At 64.5% G+C, this 15,685-nt stretch carries 16 protein-coding genes and 1 tRNA gene; 7 read left to right on the forward strand and 10 right to left on the reverse strand.

What is annotated here, in order from left to right; all coding sequences use genetic code 11:
- Positions 1 to 34: 34 nt before the first annotated feature.
- Both AO692_RS21035 and AO692_RS21040 read left to right on the forward strand, forming a co-directional pair.
- On the forward strand, positions 35 to 1,630 hold the full coding sequence (locus AO692_RS21035) for a cisplatin damage response ATP-dependent DNA ligase (RefSeq protein WP_054312009.1): 1,596 nt from the start codon (positions 35 to 37) through the stop codon (positions 1,628 to 1,630).
- A gap of 412 nt (positions 1,631 to 2,042) precedes the next feature.
- Entirely contained in the window at positions 2,043 to 2,396 is a 354-nt protein-coding gene (locus AO692_RS21040) for a DUF559 domain-containing protein (RefSeq protein WP_054312010.1), read from the forward strand.
- 435 nt (positions 2,397 to 2,831) lie between these two features.
- Here the strand turns inward: AO692_RS21040 and AO692_RS21045 are convergent, their stop codons facing one another.
- A complete protein-coding gene (locus AO692_RS21045) occupies positions 2,832 to 3,932 on the reverse strand; it encodes a hypothetical protein (RefSeq protein WP_054312403.1) in 1,101 nt (366 codons plus the stop codon).
- A gap of 373 nt (positions 3,933 to 4,305) precedes the next feature.
- On the opposite strand from AO692_RS21045, the gene AO692_RS21050 reads away from it, so the two are divergent.
- A complete protein-coding gene (locus tag AO692_RS21050; RefSeq protein WP_054312404.1) occupies positions 4,306 to 5,253 on the forward strand; it encodes a nitronate monooxygenase family protein in 948 nt (315 codons plus the stop codon).
- A 587-nt stretch (positions 5,254 to 5,840) separates the two neighbouring features.
- Positions 5,841 to 5,916: transfer RNA gene (locus AO692_RS21055), tRNA-Thr, on the forward strand.
- 59 nt (positions 5,917 to 5,975) lie between these two features.
- Here AO692_RS21055 and AO692_RS21060 read toward each other — a convergent pair.
- Positions 5,976 to 6,200, reverse strand: a complete 225-nt coding sequence (locus AO692_RS21060; protein WP_054312011.1) for an alkylphosphonate utilization protein — start codon at positions 6,198 to 6,200, stop codon at positions 5,976 to 5,978.
- A 113-nt stretch (positions 6,201 to 6,313) separates the two neighbouring features.
- On the opposite strand from AO692_RS21060, the gene AO692_RS21065 reads away from it, so the two are divergent.
- Positions 6,314 to 6,742 (forward strand): group III truncated hemoglobin, encoded by a 429-nt coding sequence (locus AO692_RS21065; protein ID WP_054312012.1) that lies wholly within the window; start codon positions 6,314 to 6,316, stop codon positions 6,740 to 6,742.
- Between the two features lie 73 nt (positions 6,743 to 6,815).
- A complete protein-coding gene (locus AO692_RS21070; protein ID WP_054312013.1) occupies positions 6,816 to 7,412 on the forward strand; it encodes a YigZ family protein in 597 nt (198 codons plus the stop codon).
- Between the two features lie 79 nt (positions 7,413 to 7,491).
- On the opposite strand, the gene AO692_RS21075 is transcribed toward AO692_RS21070, so the two are convergent.
- Positions 7,492 to 7,794: a hypothetical protein gene (locus AO692_RS21075; protein ID WP_054312014.1), complete on the reverse strand. Its 303-nt coding sequence runs from the start codon at positions 7,792 to 7,794 to the stop codon at positions 7,492 to 7,494.
- Between the two features lie 143 nt (positions 7,795 to 7,937).
- Entirely contained in the window at positions 7,938 to 8,870 is a 933-nt protein-coding gene (locus AO692_RS21080; RefSeq protein WP_054312015.1) for a hypothetical protein, read from the reverse strand.
- A gap of 173 nt (positions 8,871 to 9,043) precedes the next feature.
- On the opposite strand from AO692_RS21080, the gene AO692_RS21085 reads away from it, so the two are divergent.
- Entirely contained in the window at positions 9,044 to 9,412 is a 369-nt protein-coding gene (locus AO692_RS21085; RefSeq protein WP_152979915.1) for a hypothetical protein, read from the forward strand.
- Between the two features lie 242 nt (positions 9,413 to 9,654).
- On the opposite strand, the gene AO692_RS21090 is transcribed toward AO692_RS21085, so the two are convergent.
- The 6 genes from AO692_RS21090 to AO692_RS21115 are packed head-to-tail and all read right to left on the reverse strand — an operon-like array spanning position 9,655 to position 15,241.
- Complete coding sequence (locus AO692_RS21090) at positions 9,655 to 10,794, reverse strand: NAD(P)/FAD-dependent oxidoreductase (RefSeq protein ID WP_054312405.1); 1,140 nt, start codon at positions 10,792 to 10,794, stop codon at positions 9,655 to 9,657.
- Positions 10,795 to 10,833: 39 nt separating this feature from the next.
- A complete protein-coding gene (locus tag AO692_RS21095; protein ID WP_054312017.1) occupies positions 10,834 to 11,547 on the reverse strand; it encodes an ABC transporter ATP-binding protein in 714 nt (237 codons plus the stop codon).
- Complete coding sequence (locus tag AO692_RS21100) at positions 11,544 to 12,263, reverse strand: ABC transporter ATP-binding protein (RefSeq protein ID WP_054312018.1); 720 nt, start codon at positions 12,261 to 12,263, stop codon at positions 11,544 to 11,546. Before AO692_RS21100 ends, AO692_RS21095 begins: the two co-directional genes overlap by 4 nt.
- Entirely contained in the window at positions 12,263 to 13,168 is a 906-nt protein-coding gene (locus AO692_RS21105) for a branched-chain amino acid ABC transporter permease (RefSeq protein WP_054312019.1), read from the reverse strand. The genes AO692_RS21100 and AO692_RS21105 overlap by 1 nt, the downstream gene beginning before the upstream one ends.
- Positions 13,165 to 14,043: a branched-chain amino acid ABC transporter permease gene (locus AO692_RS21110; RefSeq protein WP_054312020.1), complete on the reverse strand. Its 879-nt coding sequence runs from the start codon at positions 14,041 to 14,043 to the stop codon at positions 13,165 to 13,167. Before AO692_RS21110 ends, AO692_RS21105 begins: the two co-directional genes overlap by 4 nt.
- A 7-nt stretch (positions 14,044 to 14,050) precedes the next feature.
- Entirely contained in the window at positions 14,051 to 15,241 is a 1,191-nt protein-coding gene (locus AO692_RS21115; RefSeq protein WP_054312021.1) for an amino acid ABC transporter substrate-binding protein, read from the reverse strand.
- Between the last annotated feature and the right edge of the window lie 444 nt (positions 15,242 to 15,685).

Here is a 15,685-nt window from a genome sequence, read left to right on the forward strand (position 1 = left end):
ATCGAGGATGCGGCCATAGGCAGGACATCCGCCCATGAACCGCTTCGCCGAACTGCTCGACCGGCTGGTGCTGACGCCTTCGCGCAACGGCAAGCTGAAATTGCTCACCGACTATTTCCGCAGCGTCGAGGACCCGGACCGCGGCTATGCGCTGGCGGCGATCACCGGGGATCTGTCGATCGCGGCGGTGAAGCCGGCCATGCTGCGCGCGCTGGTGACCGAGCGCATGGACCCGGTGCTGTTCGGCTATTCCTACGACTATGTCGGCGACCTTGCCGAGACCGTCTCGCTGGTGTGGCCGGCCGACCCGGCCACGCGCGCCAATCATGTGCCGACGCTGGGCGAAGTCGTGGCGAAATTGCAGGCGGCCAGCCGCTCCGACGCGCGACAAGTGCTGGCGCGCCTGCTCGACAGCGCCGGCATCTCGGCGCGCTTCGCCATCATCAAGCTGGTCACCGGCGGCCTGCGCATCGGCGTGTCGGCCAGGCTCGCCAAGCAGGCGGTGGCCGATCTCGGCCCGGTCGACGTGAGTGAGATCGAGGAGCTGTGGCACGGGCTGACGCCGCCCTACAGCGAGCTGTTCGCCTGGCTGGAGGGCAAGACCGGCAAGCCCGAGCGCGCGGCCAAGGCGCTGTTTCGGCCCGTCATGCTGGCGCATCCGGCCGAGGACAAGGATTTCGAGAAGCTCGACCCTGCCGACTACGCCGCCGAATGGAAATGGGACGGCATCCGCGTGCAGGCGGCTTCCGAAGGCGGCGTGCGCCGGCTCTATTCGCGCACCGGCGAGGATGTCGCCGGCGCCTTCCCGGACCTCACCGGCGCGATCGACTTCGAGGCGGTGCTGGACGGCGAACTGCTGGTCGGCTCGCCCAGCGCCACCGGCACCTTCTCCGACCTGCAGCAGCGGCTGAACCGCAAGAGCGTGTCGCCGAAGATCCAGGCGCAATATCCAGCCTTCATGCGCTGCTATGACCTGCTGCAGATAGGCGGCGAAGACCTGCGCGCCCTGCCCTTCCGCGAACGGCGCGCGCGGCCGGAAGACTTCATCAAGACGCTCGACCCGGCCCGCTTCGACCTGTCGCCCCTGGTGGCATTCACCGGTTGGGCCAAACTCGAAGCCGGCCGCAGCAACCCGCCGCACCCGATCATCGAAGGCGTGATGCTGAAGCGCTGGGATTCGCCCTACGTCGCCGGCCGGCCGAAAGGCCCGTGGTTCAAGTGGAAACGCGACCCGCACACGGTGGATGCGGTGCTGATGTATGCCCAGCGCGGCCACGGCAAGCGCTCCTCCTTCTATTCCGACTACACCTTCGGGGTCTGGTCGGGCCCGGAAGGCGCGGAAGAGCTGGTGCCGGTCGGCAAGGCCTATTTCGGCTTCACCGACGAGGAGCTGAAACAGATCGACAAATATGTGCGCGACAACACCATCGAGCGCTTCGGCCCGGTGCGCTCGGTGCGCGCCGACCGCACCGCCGGCCTGGTGCTGGAAGTCGCCTTCGAAGGCCTGAACCGCTCGACCCGCCACAAATCCGGCGTCGCCATGCGCTTCCCCCGCATCTCCCGCCTGCGCTGGGACAAGCCGACCGCCGAAGCCGACCGCATCGAGACGCTGCAGGCGCTGCTGGATTAGAGGCTAATCGAGAAATCACGCGAACCTCTCAGCTGAAAATCCCCTCTCTTGGATTTTCTACGACTTAGCCTGCGCCGCCCTGCGGGCGTGCTCGTCTAAGATCGTGAAAATCCTTTCTCCCCCGCAAGGGGGGAGATAGAGGCGCCGGCGCTTCCAACTCACAGGGAAACGAATTGCGCACGCAATGGATCAGACCGTGCGAGGGCGCGGCGCTGTTATCTCCCCCCTTGCGGGGGGTGAGAGCCTGGTTCGCCACAGGCGAATTGAAAGGTCCAGTGGACCTTTCAAAAGGCTCGAACGCCCGAGGCCATAGCCGAGGGCCGGGTAGCGATTTCAGCATCTTAGACGAGCACGCCCTTTAGGGCGGCGCAGGCTAAGTGCTAGAAATCGCAAGAGAGGGGATATGCCCGCAATGCGTCAGCCAGTTACACCTTCACACCGTGGCTTTGCTCGCACGATGCGTGTCGATGCGACGAAGGCTGAGAATGTCCTCTGGCAAGCCTTGCGTAACCGTCAGCTCGAAGGATTGAAGTTCAAGCGGCAGGTGCCACTAGATGGCTACATCCTCGACTTTGTCTGTTTCGAGGTACGGCTGATCGTGGAAGTTGATGGCAGCCAGCACGCGGAATCGCAGCGGGATGTTATTCGCGATCGGCATTTCGAGGGACAGGGCTTTCAAGTTCTTCGATTCTGGAATGACGAGGTGGAGCAAAACATCGACGCGGTGTGTTCTGCGATCCTGCAGGCTGCGAAAGGTCGCGGCTGAAAATCCCCTCTCTTGCGATTTCTAGCACTTAGCCTGCGCCGCGCTTGTCTGCTGCGCTGGCGTTCAATTTACACAATCCCATCCACCTAAAACGATCCCTTTCTGAAGGCGCGGCGCCTCTATCTCCCCCCTTGCGGGGGAGAAAGGATTTTCACGATCTTAGCGAGCACGCCCGTCAGGGCGGCGCAGTCTAAGTCGTAGAAAATCCAAGAGAGGGGATCTTCAGCTGAGGGGCTGCGTAAATGAGAGCCCTCTCTTTTCCGAAAGAGATGAGAAAAGCAGATGGCCAGCGTTGCCCGGCCCTCGGCTATGGCCTCAGGCGTTCGTGCCTTTTGAAAGGTCCACTGGACCTTTCAATTCGCCTGCGGCGAACCAGGCCCTCACCCCCCGCAAGGGGGGAGATACCAACGCCGCGCTAGGCCGCAAGGCGCGCGCCTACTCCGTCACCGACACCCGAATCTCGTAGATGTCCACCGACTTGCCCTGCTTGTCGAAGTCGGAGTTGATGGCGATGGTGCCGGCGGAGCCGGGGCGGCCGGACGGCAGCTGCACGTCGAACAGATATTCGTTGCGCTCGTTGCCGACGACGTAGCGCTTGCGGCCGCAGTCGCCCAGTTCGCCGAAATTGCAGTCGACCGACATCTGCGTTTCCTTGCCGTCCTCGGCGCGGGCGATGATGTCGAACACGGCTTTCTTGCCGGCGATCTGTTCCAGGATGCCCTGGCCGACGTCGAAGGAGACGGCGGAACCGGACGCGCCGGAGGTGACGCGGATGAAGGCGCCGGATTCGTCCTTCATCACTTCAGCCTTCGCATCCGACGGCGTGGCAACCTGCGCCGGGCTCTCCGGCGAGAAGACGTTGATCCAGTTGCGGTTCTGCGTGTCGTCGCCGGAAAGCTTCGGCGCGCCTTCCGGCTGGTAATCCTCGTCGGAGACCGTCGGCGTCTGCGCCGGCGACTGGCCGAGCTGTTCGAGCGTCTTGAAGGCGTTGGACTGAATGGCCCACCACAGGCCGATGCCGACGAGAGCCAGGATCGTCACGCCGAAGAAGATCGCCGTCAGCGGCAGGCGGCGGCCGATGCGGCGCGTGTCGCGATCCGGCGAGACCTGCAGGCTGCCGGCAAGGGCTGCCTCCGCCGCCGAGGGCGGCAGGCTGCCCTCGGGGATGATGTCGGGCACCACGGGCAGCACGCGCGAACGCGGCGCCTCCCCCGGGGCGCCAAGCGAAGGCTCGACGCGCCCACCGGGCTGGCTGGGCGCGGCGGATGACGGCGCACGGTCGCCGATTTCGCCATCGAGGTCGACCTCGGGTGCTGCGCCCGGCACCGCCGGCAGGAATTCCGATTCGATCTCGGCGATCTTGGCCTGCATCGCCTTGCGGCGCTTCATCGCCACTTCGACGGTGACGTTCGGATTGGCCAGCAAGGCGCGGTCGAGCGCCGCGAAGGCCGATCGATAGACCCGCTCGCGGAATGCGCGATCGTCGGGGTCGCCTTTTTCGAAGGCGTTGCGGATCGCCTTTTCGATCGGGTCCAAATCGATTTCCTTCCGGGCGGCGGTCACATTTCCTTGATGGTTAGCCGCCGGAACACAATCAATCAACGGTCGGCTGCTGCCATTTTCCCCTAAGCAACGCCCATTGCTTGTATTTTTGCGCTCAACCGTGGCTTTCGGGAGTCGTATCGCGGCACTGCGCTTCCCTGTGGATACATTGAGGACGCTTTAAGCTGCTGCCTGGAGCGCCGCGCGTCCAGCGGACGCGCAAAGGACGCTCCAGCACTTTTTAGTTGCGCATCGTGCTTTCCGAAAATCGTTCCGATTTTCGGGCCGATGCGCGATTGCCGAGGCCAACGGCTTGCGCTATGAAATTGACGTTTACGGAAACGTCAATGCAAAGGGAGGCTGCAGCGTGGCCCTGCCAGACATTCTCACCAAGCGTGTTCGGATACCGGTGGTCGGCTCGCCGCTGTTCATCATATCGCATCCGCCGCTGGTGCTGGCGCAGTGCAAGGCCGGCATCGTCGGCTCGTTTCCGGCACTGAACGCGCGCCCCGAAGCCCAGCTCGACGACTGGCTGGCCGAGATCACTGAAGAACTCGCCCGCCACGATGCCGCCAGCCCCGAGCGCCCTTCGGCGCCTTTCGCTGTCAACCAGATCGTGCACAAGACCAACACCCGCCTGGAGCACGACCTTCGGCTCTGCGTGAAATACAAGGTGCCGGTGGTGATCACCTCGCTGGGCGCGGTCGAGGAAGTGAACCAGGCCGTGCATTCCTATGGCGGCATCGTGCTGCACGACATCATCCATGACCGCCATGCCAGGAAGGCCATCGAAAAGGGCGCCGACGGGCTGATCGCGGTTGCGGCCGGCGCAGGCGGCCACGCCGGTACGCTGTCGCCCTTCGCGCTGGTGCAGGAAATCCGGCAATGGTTCGACGGACCGCTGCTTCTGTCGGGGGCGATCGCCCATGGCGGCGCGGTGCTGGCGGCGCAGGCGATGGGCGCCGACATGGCCTATATCGGCTCGCCCTTCATCGCCACCGAAGAGGCGCGCGCGATGGACGGCTACAAGAAGATGATCGTCGACTCCAAGGCCGCCGACATCGTCTATTCCAACCTCTTCACCGGCGTGCACGGCAACTATCTGAAAGGCTCGATCCGCGCCCAGGGCCTGGACCCGGACAATCTGCCGGTCTCCGACCCGACCAAGATGGATTTCGCCAGCGCCAAGGCGTGGAAGGAGATCTGGGGCTGCGGCCAGGGCATCGGCGCCGTCGACAAGGTCGTGCCCGCGGCCGAACTGGTCGAGCGGCTGGTGCGCGAATACGAGGCGGCGAAGACGAGGCTGGCGGCTTAGAGCCTTTTCTTCTCCCCTTGCGGGAGAAGGCAACGCCACTGCCGCGCCAGATGTCTCTCCTTGGGCCGCTCAGTCCAATCCTTCGGCGTTTCGGAATGGATCCCCGACACTCTCCGCTCCCTACGGTCGCTCACGAGGTCGAGGATGACGGAGTTCCTTGTTCGCCTTCGCCAAGCGTAGGCCTTGGCCGCTAAGACCGTTGTACGACTGGGAGCGCCAGGTGACGCTGGACGCCAACGGTGACAGTTGGCACCGGCCATACATGGAGCCGTCATCCTCGACCTCGCAAGGAGCGCAGCGACTGGAGAGTGTCGGGGATCCATTCCGGAACGTTGAGGAAAGCGCGGCGGTGCAGAACGGTTTTAGCCCCGCGCGAACTGCCTGCTCGGCCTCGTTTCTTCCAACACCCCTGATCCGTCTCGGCGCATGCGCGCCGATCCACCTTCTCCCGCAAGGGGAGAAGGGAACGCCACCGCCGCGCCGTACGAGCCGCATGAGTTTCCGGCAGAATCGGCGACAACCCATCTTGAATTTGCCAAAGCTTGCGGCTATCACGCAGCCACCTTCGCGGGTTTCCAGCCCGCCGGGCCGCTTTAGCTCAGTCGGTAGAGCACATCATTCGTAATGATGGGGTCGCGTGTTCGAGTCACGCAAGCGGCACCACTTTTTCCCGCCCGCATCCCTGCGCCAGATCGAGCCGCCGTGGCTGCGCCTTTCGCAGCCTAGGCTTTCTTCACGAATTCGGTCTTCAGCACCAGGCCCTTGACCTGCTTGGTGTTGGCTTCGATCTCGCCCGGATTGCCGTTCAGGCGGATGTTCTTGACCAGTGTGCCGCGCTTGATCGTCTCGGAGGTCCCCTTGACCTTCAGATCCTTGATCAGCGTGACGGAATCGCCGTCGTTCAGCTGCGCGCCATTGCTGTCGCGTACCACCACATCGTCGCTCATGCTGTCCATCTCCAGATTGCGTCCCCGCACTACAACGGCGCGATGGGTAAGCCAAGCCGAGCTGTGACAATATGCAAAATGCGGGCAAGCATCCCCGGCGCTAGACTGCAGGAATGAGTAGTGAAAATCCCCTCACTGACCCAAATATCGCGCATCCGGACATAGACGAGGCGCTGATCGCCCGCCTTGTCCGCACGTTCTACGATCGTGCCCGCAAGGATGAGCTGATCGGCCCGATTTTCACCGAAGCGGTGCATGATTGGGATGAACACATCGCGCAGATCACAGCCTTCTGGTCGTCGGTGACCTTGCGCACGGGCCGATACAGCGGCCGCCCGATGCGGCCGCATCTGAGACTCCCGCTCGAAAACGAGCATTTCGACCGCTGGCTGGCGCTGTTCGAGGCCACTGCGAAAGAGCTCTGCTCACCCGGGGCCGCGAACGCCTTCATCATCCGGGCGCGCCGGATCGCCGACAGTTTCGAGATGGCGATCGGCACCCAGCGCGGAGAAATGCGCCGCCCGCGTCACTCCCGGATGTGATCCCCGGGGTGCCGGCTGCGGCTGCGCAGTCACAAGTCTTGAAGCACGGCAGCAAGCGCCGCTACATGGCGGCATGAGCAACCTCAGCACCCTGGTCGCGACCGTCACCGCCCGGCAGGAGATCAAAAAGAGCCGCTTCGTCGCGGTCGCCGGCCCCGTGCCGGATGAAGCCGCCGCGAAGGAATTCATCGCCGCGCATTCAGACCAGACCGCGAACCATAACTGCTGGGCGTGGCGGATCGGACAAGCCTATCGATTCAGCGATGACGGGGAACCCAGTGGAACGGCCGGCAAGCCGATGCTGCAGGCGATCGACGGTCAATCGCTCAACCGCGTCGCTGTCATCGTCACGCGCTGGTTCGGTGGTGTGCTGCTCGGCAGTGGGGGCTTGATCAGGGCGTATGGCGGCACCGCGGCCCTATGTTTGCGAGAGGCCGAAAAGATACCGCTGGTCGACACGATAGCGGCGACGGTTCGATGCGGGTTTGGCGATCTGGCTCTCTTGCAGGCGCGGCTGGAGGCGTTTCCCGGCGCGCAGCTTCGCAGCCAGGCATTCACCGATGCGGGGGCGGAACTGTCGGTTCTGGTTCCGAAAGGCGAGGCCGACAGCATGGCACGCATGGTGGCGGATCTGACGAGCGGACGGGCGGCGTTCAAGATTGAGGACTAGCGCAAATTCCAGCAAAAATGCGCAGCGGCGCGGCCACACCAGGGCAGACAGCGCACATCAGCCCGCGGGCTTCAACGTCTCAGGGCACGTCGTCCTTCCCTGTCGTGCCCCCTTCACCTTCCAGGACGCTCAGCCGCCTGGTGAGTGACCGATTGAACTTGAGCCTTACGCCGATGCCCTGGGAGCCTTCCTCAGGAAGAAAAACCGCCCCAAGTTCTTCCAATGCAACGCGAATGGCGTCGATTGCTGCTCCATTCGGGACGTCAATGCCACGTTCGAAGTGCTCTATGGCTTTTTCATCGACGTTTGCATTGGCCGCAAGCTTGGCACGGCTGACTTCGACCAAGGCTCGGCCAGCCTTGCATAAAGGCCCGGTGATCATCTTCGTCTCCGTTGTTGATGGAGCGTAGCACAGATGTTGAAGCGCCTGTTACCCCGCGCGGGTCGAACAGCCTGTCGCGGCATGGTGGTGGCTTCGTTTGCAGCGACCGCGGCCACCCGGGCCAATGGATCGCCGGCGCCCGATCAGCCCGCTGGCTTCAACGTGACATGGAACCGGCCGTCGCGGATCGCCGCCTTGCCGTCCAGCGATTCCATGTCGGCGGAGAATGTGCCTTCAATGGAATTGCCTTCGACCCTGGTGATCCTGAGCACCGCGGGCTCCTTGGAGGTGCGGTCGATGAGGAATTCGTGGCCGTCGCCGTGCAGCTCGATGCAGGGTCCGTTGGCGTTGCAGTCGCGTGCCAGCATCTGTTCCTGCAGCGACGTCGCGTCGAACTGCAGCTTGAGCGTGGTGAGATCGATGTCATCGCCTTGCACTGAAGGCGTGGTCTGAACCAGCAGGACGTTGCCGAGCGTAACCGCAATCATGCCGGTGCCCGAAGTCGACCAGTCCTTGTCACCGATTTTGGCGCTGATGCTGTCGCCGGCCTGCGCGGTGGATTCGATCTTCTGCTCGGCCGCCTTCGGCGCTTGCGGCTGTGTCGGCGGCGTCTGCTCCACCTGCTTCGGCGGCTCAGGCGCTTTCGGCTGTTCCGCCTGCTGGCCGGGGTTGGCGCCCGGAGGTGCCAGCTCGAAGTTGAACACCTGCCATTGACCGGCCTCGTTCTTGACGAGGTTGACCGTTGCCGGAAGCGTCACGTCGCCTTCCAGCGTCACGGTTCCGACGACCTTGCCCTGGCCGTTCTGCATCTCGCGCGTCGGCCAGGACGCGCTCTTGAATTTGGCGAGCCCGAGACGATCGACGATGGCCTCGAAATCCTGCTCCGAAACGGCCTGCCGGAAGCCGCCCGCTGCCTTCTTGTAGGCTGCGGGCGCGCCGGAACTGGCGGTGGTGGCGAAGAAGTCGGTCGCGGCGTCGCTGATGCCGCTGGTGAAATAAAACACCGCGCTGACGATGATGGCGGCCACCACGGCGACAGCGCCAAGTCCGATCAGGAGCTTCTTGTAGAACGGCATACGGATCACACCCCGTGATCGAGAATCAAACCGCCCGCGCGGACCATATCGAGAGGGCTTTTGGGGAGCAACTGACGATGACGGCCATGTGAGATCGCCGATATTTCCCTCCAAAATGAGAGTTGATGACGCGATGCTTTCGAACCGGAGAGGCATCGCCTAGGCTGACCACCATGAGGAAATCAGATGATCGGCTTCACATGATCCGCTCCGCAGCCCTGATCGTCATCGGCCTGAGCGTTGCCGGGTGCGGCATGTCGCGAGAGAGCTATGAGGTCGGGCAGGCCCAGATGCGCTCCAGCCCCGCATTCCGGCAAGGCGCGATGGAGACCTGCATCAACGATGCGGATCGCGCACCGGCCGAGGAGAGGAAACGCTTCGCCGCACGCCACAGAATCCCGACGCGCGACGTATCGCGCACCGCCTGCCGGCGCCTCGTTAACGCCATCGCCCAGAACCGTCTCACCTATGAGAAATATCGTGAGGTGTTCTCGTCAGGAGACGGCTCCAAAGTACTTCAGGCCGCCGAGGCGGCTTATTGAAGGACAGGCCCTTGGAGCGTTTCCGTTTTTCCCGGAGACGGCCACCTGCACTTGGATTGTTCTGGTTCCGCAGAGGCGAACCGGGAACTTCGTCATCCTCGACCTCGGAGCGACCGGAGGGAGTGGAGAGTGTCGGGGATGACGGCTGTAAAGGGCGTCTCGGCCAATCTCCAACGGCAGCGCTGACACCGACGGTCGTTGTCGAGCGTCACCGATGATGGACGACGCCAGCTCCCCCTCGCCTAAACCGCCGTCCCTGTCGGCTCACTCCTCGCCGCGCGCAGCAGTTCCGAACGCACCCACGGGTCGGCCATGGCGCTGGGAACGGCGCGGGCGCGGACGTCGTCGGGCAGGGTCGAGACCTCGCCGTAGAGACACGACCAGCGCTGGCAATGTTCGGCGAGCGGGCGTTCGTTTTGTTCCCATGCGGCCAGCCGTGCAGGGATGTCGCGCGGGTCGGCGAGGTCTTCCATATGGGCGGCCAGCGCCAACGCGCTCTGCATGGCCATGCCGCCGCCCTGCCCGAGATTCGGCGGCTGGGCGTGTGCTGCGTCGCCCAGGATCGCGGCGCGGCCGGCCGACCAGGATTTCACGGTGACGATGCTGTAAGGGCTCCAGGCCAGCACATCGCCGATGCGGTCGATGAGATGTGCCCAGGCGGGGAACGAGGCGCGCCAGGTTTCCTTGTCGAGCGGATAGGCGCGGCCCTTCCCGTCCGTGTCCTGACAGGTCAGCGCGAGATAGATCCGGCCCCCGGCCAGCGGGGTGATCAGGAAGCGGCGCATGCCCGACCAGCATTCGATGTATTTGTCCGCGCCGCCCTGGCCGAGGTCCTCGATGCCGCCATCGATGATGGTGCGGATTGCGCCCTCCGTCGTCTGCCGGTGGCTGAGCTCGAGGCCGAGCGACTTGCGGATCGGTGACCACACGCCGTCGGCGCCGATGACGAGATCGCCCCGCGCGGCGTGATTGCCGGCAAAATGCAGCTCGCCTTGGGCGCCGGCGCCGATCGCCTCATGGCCGGTGCGGATCTCCACCCCGGCTTTTTCGGCGGCACCCTTCAGGCCTTCGAGCAGGTCGCGCCGGTGCAGGGTGACCAGCCGCACCTGCGGCGGCAGGCCGCCATCGTCGAGGATGGCATTGTCATGGCCGCGCTGTTCCATGGCGTGGCCGCGATAGGCGTTCTTCGACAGGCCGCCCAGGCCGAGCGCCTCGAGGATGCGCAGGCCGTTCTCCCAGATGTAGATGCCGGCGCCTGAAGCCCTGAGTTCGGCCTGCCGCTCGAACACGGTGACCTTCCAGTCGCGCTGCGCCAGCGCCGTTGCCGCCGTCAGCCCCGCGAAGCCCGCGCCGGCGATGAGCGCCGTTGGTTTGCCTGTCATCTTGTCCTCCTCTTGCCGCATGCCTGCGGCCATGCCGCGTCACATGCCGAAATAGCGGCGCTTCACTTCCGGATCGTCGACCAGCTGGTGTGCCGGCCCCGACAGCGTCACGATGCCGTTTTCGATGATGTAGCCATGGTCGGCGGTTTCGAGCGCCAGCTTCGAATTCTGCTCCGACAGCAGCACGGTATAGCCGTCGGCGCGCAGCTGGCTAATGATCTCGAACACCTTCTTGACCATGATCGGCGCCAGCCCCAGCGTCGGCTCGTCGAGCAGGATCAGCCGCGGCTTCGCCATCAGGCTGCGGCCGATGGCCAACATCTGCTGTTCGCCGCCGGACATCGAGCCGGCCAGCTGCCGGCGCCGCTCCTTCAGCCTCGGGAACTGGCGATAGATCTCCTCCAGCCTTGCCAGCGCGCCGCCATGGGCACGAGGCACGACGGCGCCGAGCCTGAGATTCTGCTCCACCGTCAGCGCGGCGAACACCATGCGCCCTTCCGGCACCAGAGCGATGCCGCCGTCGACACGGCTGTGCGAGGGGCTTCTGGAGATATCGGCGCCGTCATAGGCGATCGAGCCGCTGTTGGCGCGGATCAGCCCCAGGATGGTCTTCATCAGCGTCGTCTTGCCGGCGCCGTTGGGGCCGACCAGCGCGGTGATCGAGCCGGGTTCGACGCCGAGGCTGATGTCGCGCAGGATCACCACCGGACCGTAGCCGGCGGAGAGGCCCTTGATGTCGAGCAGCGCCGTCATCCGAAATACACCTTCAGGACGTTCTCATCCGCGACGACCTGCTCGGGAGGCCCCATGGCGATGGGCACGCCATGATCCAGCACCAGGATGCGGTCGGACAGGTTCATCAGCGCGCCCATGACGTGCTCGATGATGAGGATGGTGAGGCCGCGCTCCTGCCGCAGCCTGAACAGCGTCTCGGTCATCTCGGCAACCTCCGTCGCGGTGAGCCCGGCCATGACCTCGTCGAGCAGCACCAGCCTGGCGCCGGTCGCCAGTGCGCGGGCGATCTCCAGCCGCTTCTGGTTGGACAGGGTCAGGCTTGCCGCGAGCTGGTCGGCAAGAGGCGCGAGGCCGACATCCTCCAGCGCCTGGCGCCCGGCGGTGGTCGCATCCACCAGCCGGTGCGCGCGCGCCGAGCCGTACATGGCCGAGACGATGACGTTGTCGAGCACGCTGAGATTGCCGAACGGGCGCACGATCTGGAACGTCCGGCCGAGACCGAGGCGGCATATCTGGTCGGGCCGCTGCCCGGCCAGCGTTTTGCCGGCAAAGCTGATCGATCCGCCATTCGGCCTGATCTGGCCAGCGATGACGCCGAACAGGGTCGTCTTGCCGGCGCCGTTGGCGCCCATCAGACCGAAGATCGTGCCTTCGTCAACCGAGAAGGAGACATCCTGCAGGGCCTTCAGCCCGCCGAACTGCTTGGAGACGTTCTGGACATCGAGGATGGTCATCAGCGTTTCAGCCCCCTGCCCACCAGGCCGGCCAGCCCTTGCGGAACGAACAGGATGAAGACGATGAGCAGGGCGCCCAGGATCATCATGTAGGCCTGCGGAAAGCGCGCCCACAGAAGCTCGGACAGGATGACCAGAAACAGCGTGCCGAGCAGCGGCCCCGACACCCGGCCGAGCCCTCCGACGATGGCCGTGGTGACGATGGTGAAGGACACTGCCGGGTCGAAGGCCTGGTCGGCGGCGAAATAGCTGGTGCGCAGCACCAGCAGCCCGCCGACGATGCCCGGGATGATCGCCGAGGCGACGAAGGCGAAGAGCTTCAGCCGCGTCACCGGCACGCCGATGGCTTCGGCCGCGACCTCGTTCTCGCGGATGGCGGCGAGCCCGCGGCCGAAGCGCGATTGCGCGGTCCAGGCGGCGAGCGCGGTGGCGATGACGGCCAGCGCCAGCATGGCGTAGTAGAGCGCTTCGAGCGACGGCGCGTCGAAGATCATCCGGCTGAACTGGCCGAGCCGCGTCTCCAGCAGCATGACCAGGTTCTTGACCAGCTCGGCGAAACCGAAGGTCAGGATGACGAAGTACGGCCCCTTGACGCGCAGCACCGGCAGCCCGACCACCAGCGCCAGCAGGCCGGCGGCAGCGCCCGAAAGCGCCAGCGCATAAGGCACCGACATCCAGTCCAGGCTGACGACCAGCACATAGGCGCCGATGCCGTAGAAAACGGCATGGCCTAGCGAGATGTAGCCCGTCGTCGCCGACAGCAGCGACCAGCTCTGGATGAGAGCGATCCACATGGCGACGATGAAGGCAACGCCCAGCCAGTATTCGGACCCGAGCTGCGGCACCAGCGCCAGCAGGCCGGCCACCACGGCGAAGGCGGCGATCAGGAAAGGCTTGCCGGTCATCGTGCCTGCACCGCCTTGCCGAACAGGCCCTGCGGGCGCAGCAGAAGCACGCCGACGAAGATGCCGTAGATGAGGATCGACCGATAGGTCGCGGAGGTCAGCGCGACGCCGAAGGTCTCGACGAAGCCGAGCACGAAGCCTGCGGCGATGCCGGCTGCGATGTTGCCAAGCCCGCCCATGATGACGACGACGAAGGCGGCGATGGTGAAGGGAAAGCCCATGAAGGGCGTGATCTGCTGCGTCATGGAGACCAGCACGCCTGCGACGCCGGCAATGGCGAAACCGGCGCAGATCGAGATCATCTGCACGCGCTCGACATTGACGCCGACGACGGCTGCCGCATCCTTGCGCTCGATGACCGCAAGCAAGCTCCAGCCGGCGACATGGAAGCGCAGGAAGGCGAGCGCGCCAAGCGTGATGGCGGCGGCGACGCCGAGCAGCAAGAGCATGCTGCCGGTGGCGGAAACACCGGCGAAGCTATGGACGCCGTCGAGGAACTGGTAGCCGCGCGAGGTGGCGCTGAAGGCCAGCGAGGCGCCGTTCTGCAGGATCACCGACAGGCCATAGAAGATGATGAGAGAATTGGCTTCCAGCCGCTGCGCCAGCGCCGGCGAACCGAGCTGCCGCTTCAACAGCACGACATAGACCAGGAAGCCGAACGCCGCGCATAGCACCGTCGTGGTGGCCAGTGAGACGACCGGCGAGATGCCGAGCAGCGTGAACGACCAGAACGCCGTATAGGCGCCGATCATGACCAGATCGCCGTGGGCGATGTTGAGCAGCCGCAGCGAACCATAGACGAGGTTCAGGCCAAGAGCGACGAGCGCGTAGAGCGCGCCGGAAACGACCGCCGCGAACAACAATTGTTGGAACATGGGCCTCTCACCAGCCGGTCTTCGGCCTGAAGTCCTTGGTCTTGATCTGATCCGGCCAGACCAGCTCAAGGCTGCCGTCCTGGATCTGCAGGAAGGAGGTCGGCGTCGTGGTGTTCTGGACGCCGTCGAACTTGACCGGCCCGTTGATGGTGTCGAAGGTCGCGGACGCGATCGTCTCGCGCAGCTTCTCCTTGTCGAGGCCGGCCGTCGCCACCGCCTGCTCAAGGATCTCCATCGACATGAAGGACAGAACACTGTCCAGCGCGTCGGGCGCTTCCTTGTACTTGGCGAGATAGGCGTCGAAGAACGGCTTGGCCTTCGGCCACTTGCTCTGGTTGGGCGACCAGTGGCCGACCGTCACGATGTTGTTGGCACCCGTGCCGAAGGCCTGCTGGTAGGCCTGGATCGTCGGACCGATCAGCGACAGCACGAACGGCGCCTTGACGTTGAGCTGCTTGGCCTGGGTGGCGAACAGGAAGGTGTCCGACGGATAGCTCAGCACGATGAAGGCATCCGGGTTGGACTGGTTGGCGCCGCTGATCAGCGTCGTCATGTCCTTGATATCGGGCGGGAAGTCTTCGTTGGCGACCAGCTTGATGCCGTGCCTCTCCAAAGCCGGCAAAAGGTAGGTCTTGATCTCCTGCGCCAGTGGCAGGACGTTGGCGAAGACAGCCGCCGTCTTGACGTTCTCCTTGGCCATGAAAGCGGCGAGCTCTTCGCCGACCTTGTCGGGGATAACGGCGGTGGGGAACCAGATATAGCCGGGCTTCACTTCCCGCAGCTTCACGGAAGCCGCGGTGTTGCCGACCATCGGGAACTTGTGCTTGGCCAGCACCGGCGCGATCGCCAGGTGGATCGGCGTGCTCCAGGGAGCGGCGAGCAGGTCGACCTTGTCCTGCGTGATCAGCTTCTCGTAGATGCGCACGGCATTGGCCGGATTGGACTGGTCGTCATAGCTGACGAACTCGACCGGACGACGCTGGCCGCCGCCGATGTCGAGCCCGCCGGCGGCGTTGACCTGGTCTTTCCAGAGCTCATAGGCGTTGACCTGCGAAGGCGCGGCCTGCGCGAACAGCCCGGTCAGGCACATGGAATAGCCGATGCGCAGCGGGCCATCGGCGGCCATCGCCAGGCGCGTCGTCACCGGGGCAAGGGCCGCGGCGGCCAGGAACGTCCTGCGGCTTATCGTGAAAGTCATATGTCCTCCTCCGGCGCGTCTTGATGCGCTGCCTTCCATGCCCTCGACGGGGCTGTTCCCACATCATCGCCCGGTGCCTGTTTGCACTCTTGAACGAATGACGTTCTTTAATGAACGACGATATCGCAGCGGGTGTCAATAGCGAATTGCATTCTTTTATAGTGAGCCTAGGTTGCGGCTGGAGACAGCCCGCGGTGCATGTCGACACGACGCAATGAATCATCCACAGGCGACCGCGCCAACGGCGGGAATCAGCCCTGACATGTGCCTGCTCGGGCATCCTGTTCTGCAGCGTTCCGGAATGGATCCCCGACACTCTCCGGTCGCTTCGCTCCCTTCGAGGTCGAGGATGACGGGTTTCCATTGTCGCGCCCAAATCGCGAACGCTTGCGCCAACAACAAGACCAACGAAGGACACCGATGCCAACGCAGTCGGGAACGCCG

It is taken from the genome of Mesorhizobium sp. 1M-11 (assembly GCF_001303895.1).
Lineage (GTDB): Bacteria > Pseudomonadota > Alphaproteobacteria > Rhizobiales > Rhizobiaceae > Mesorhizobium.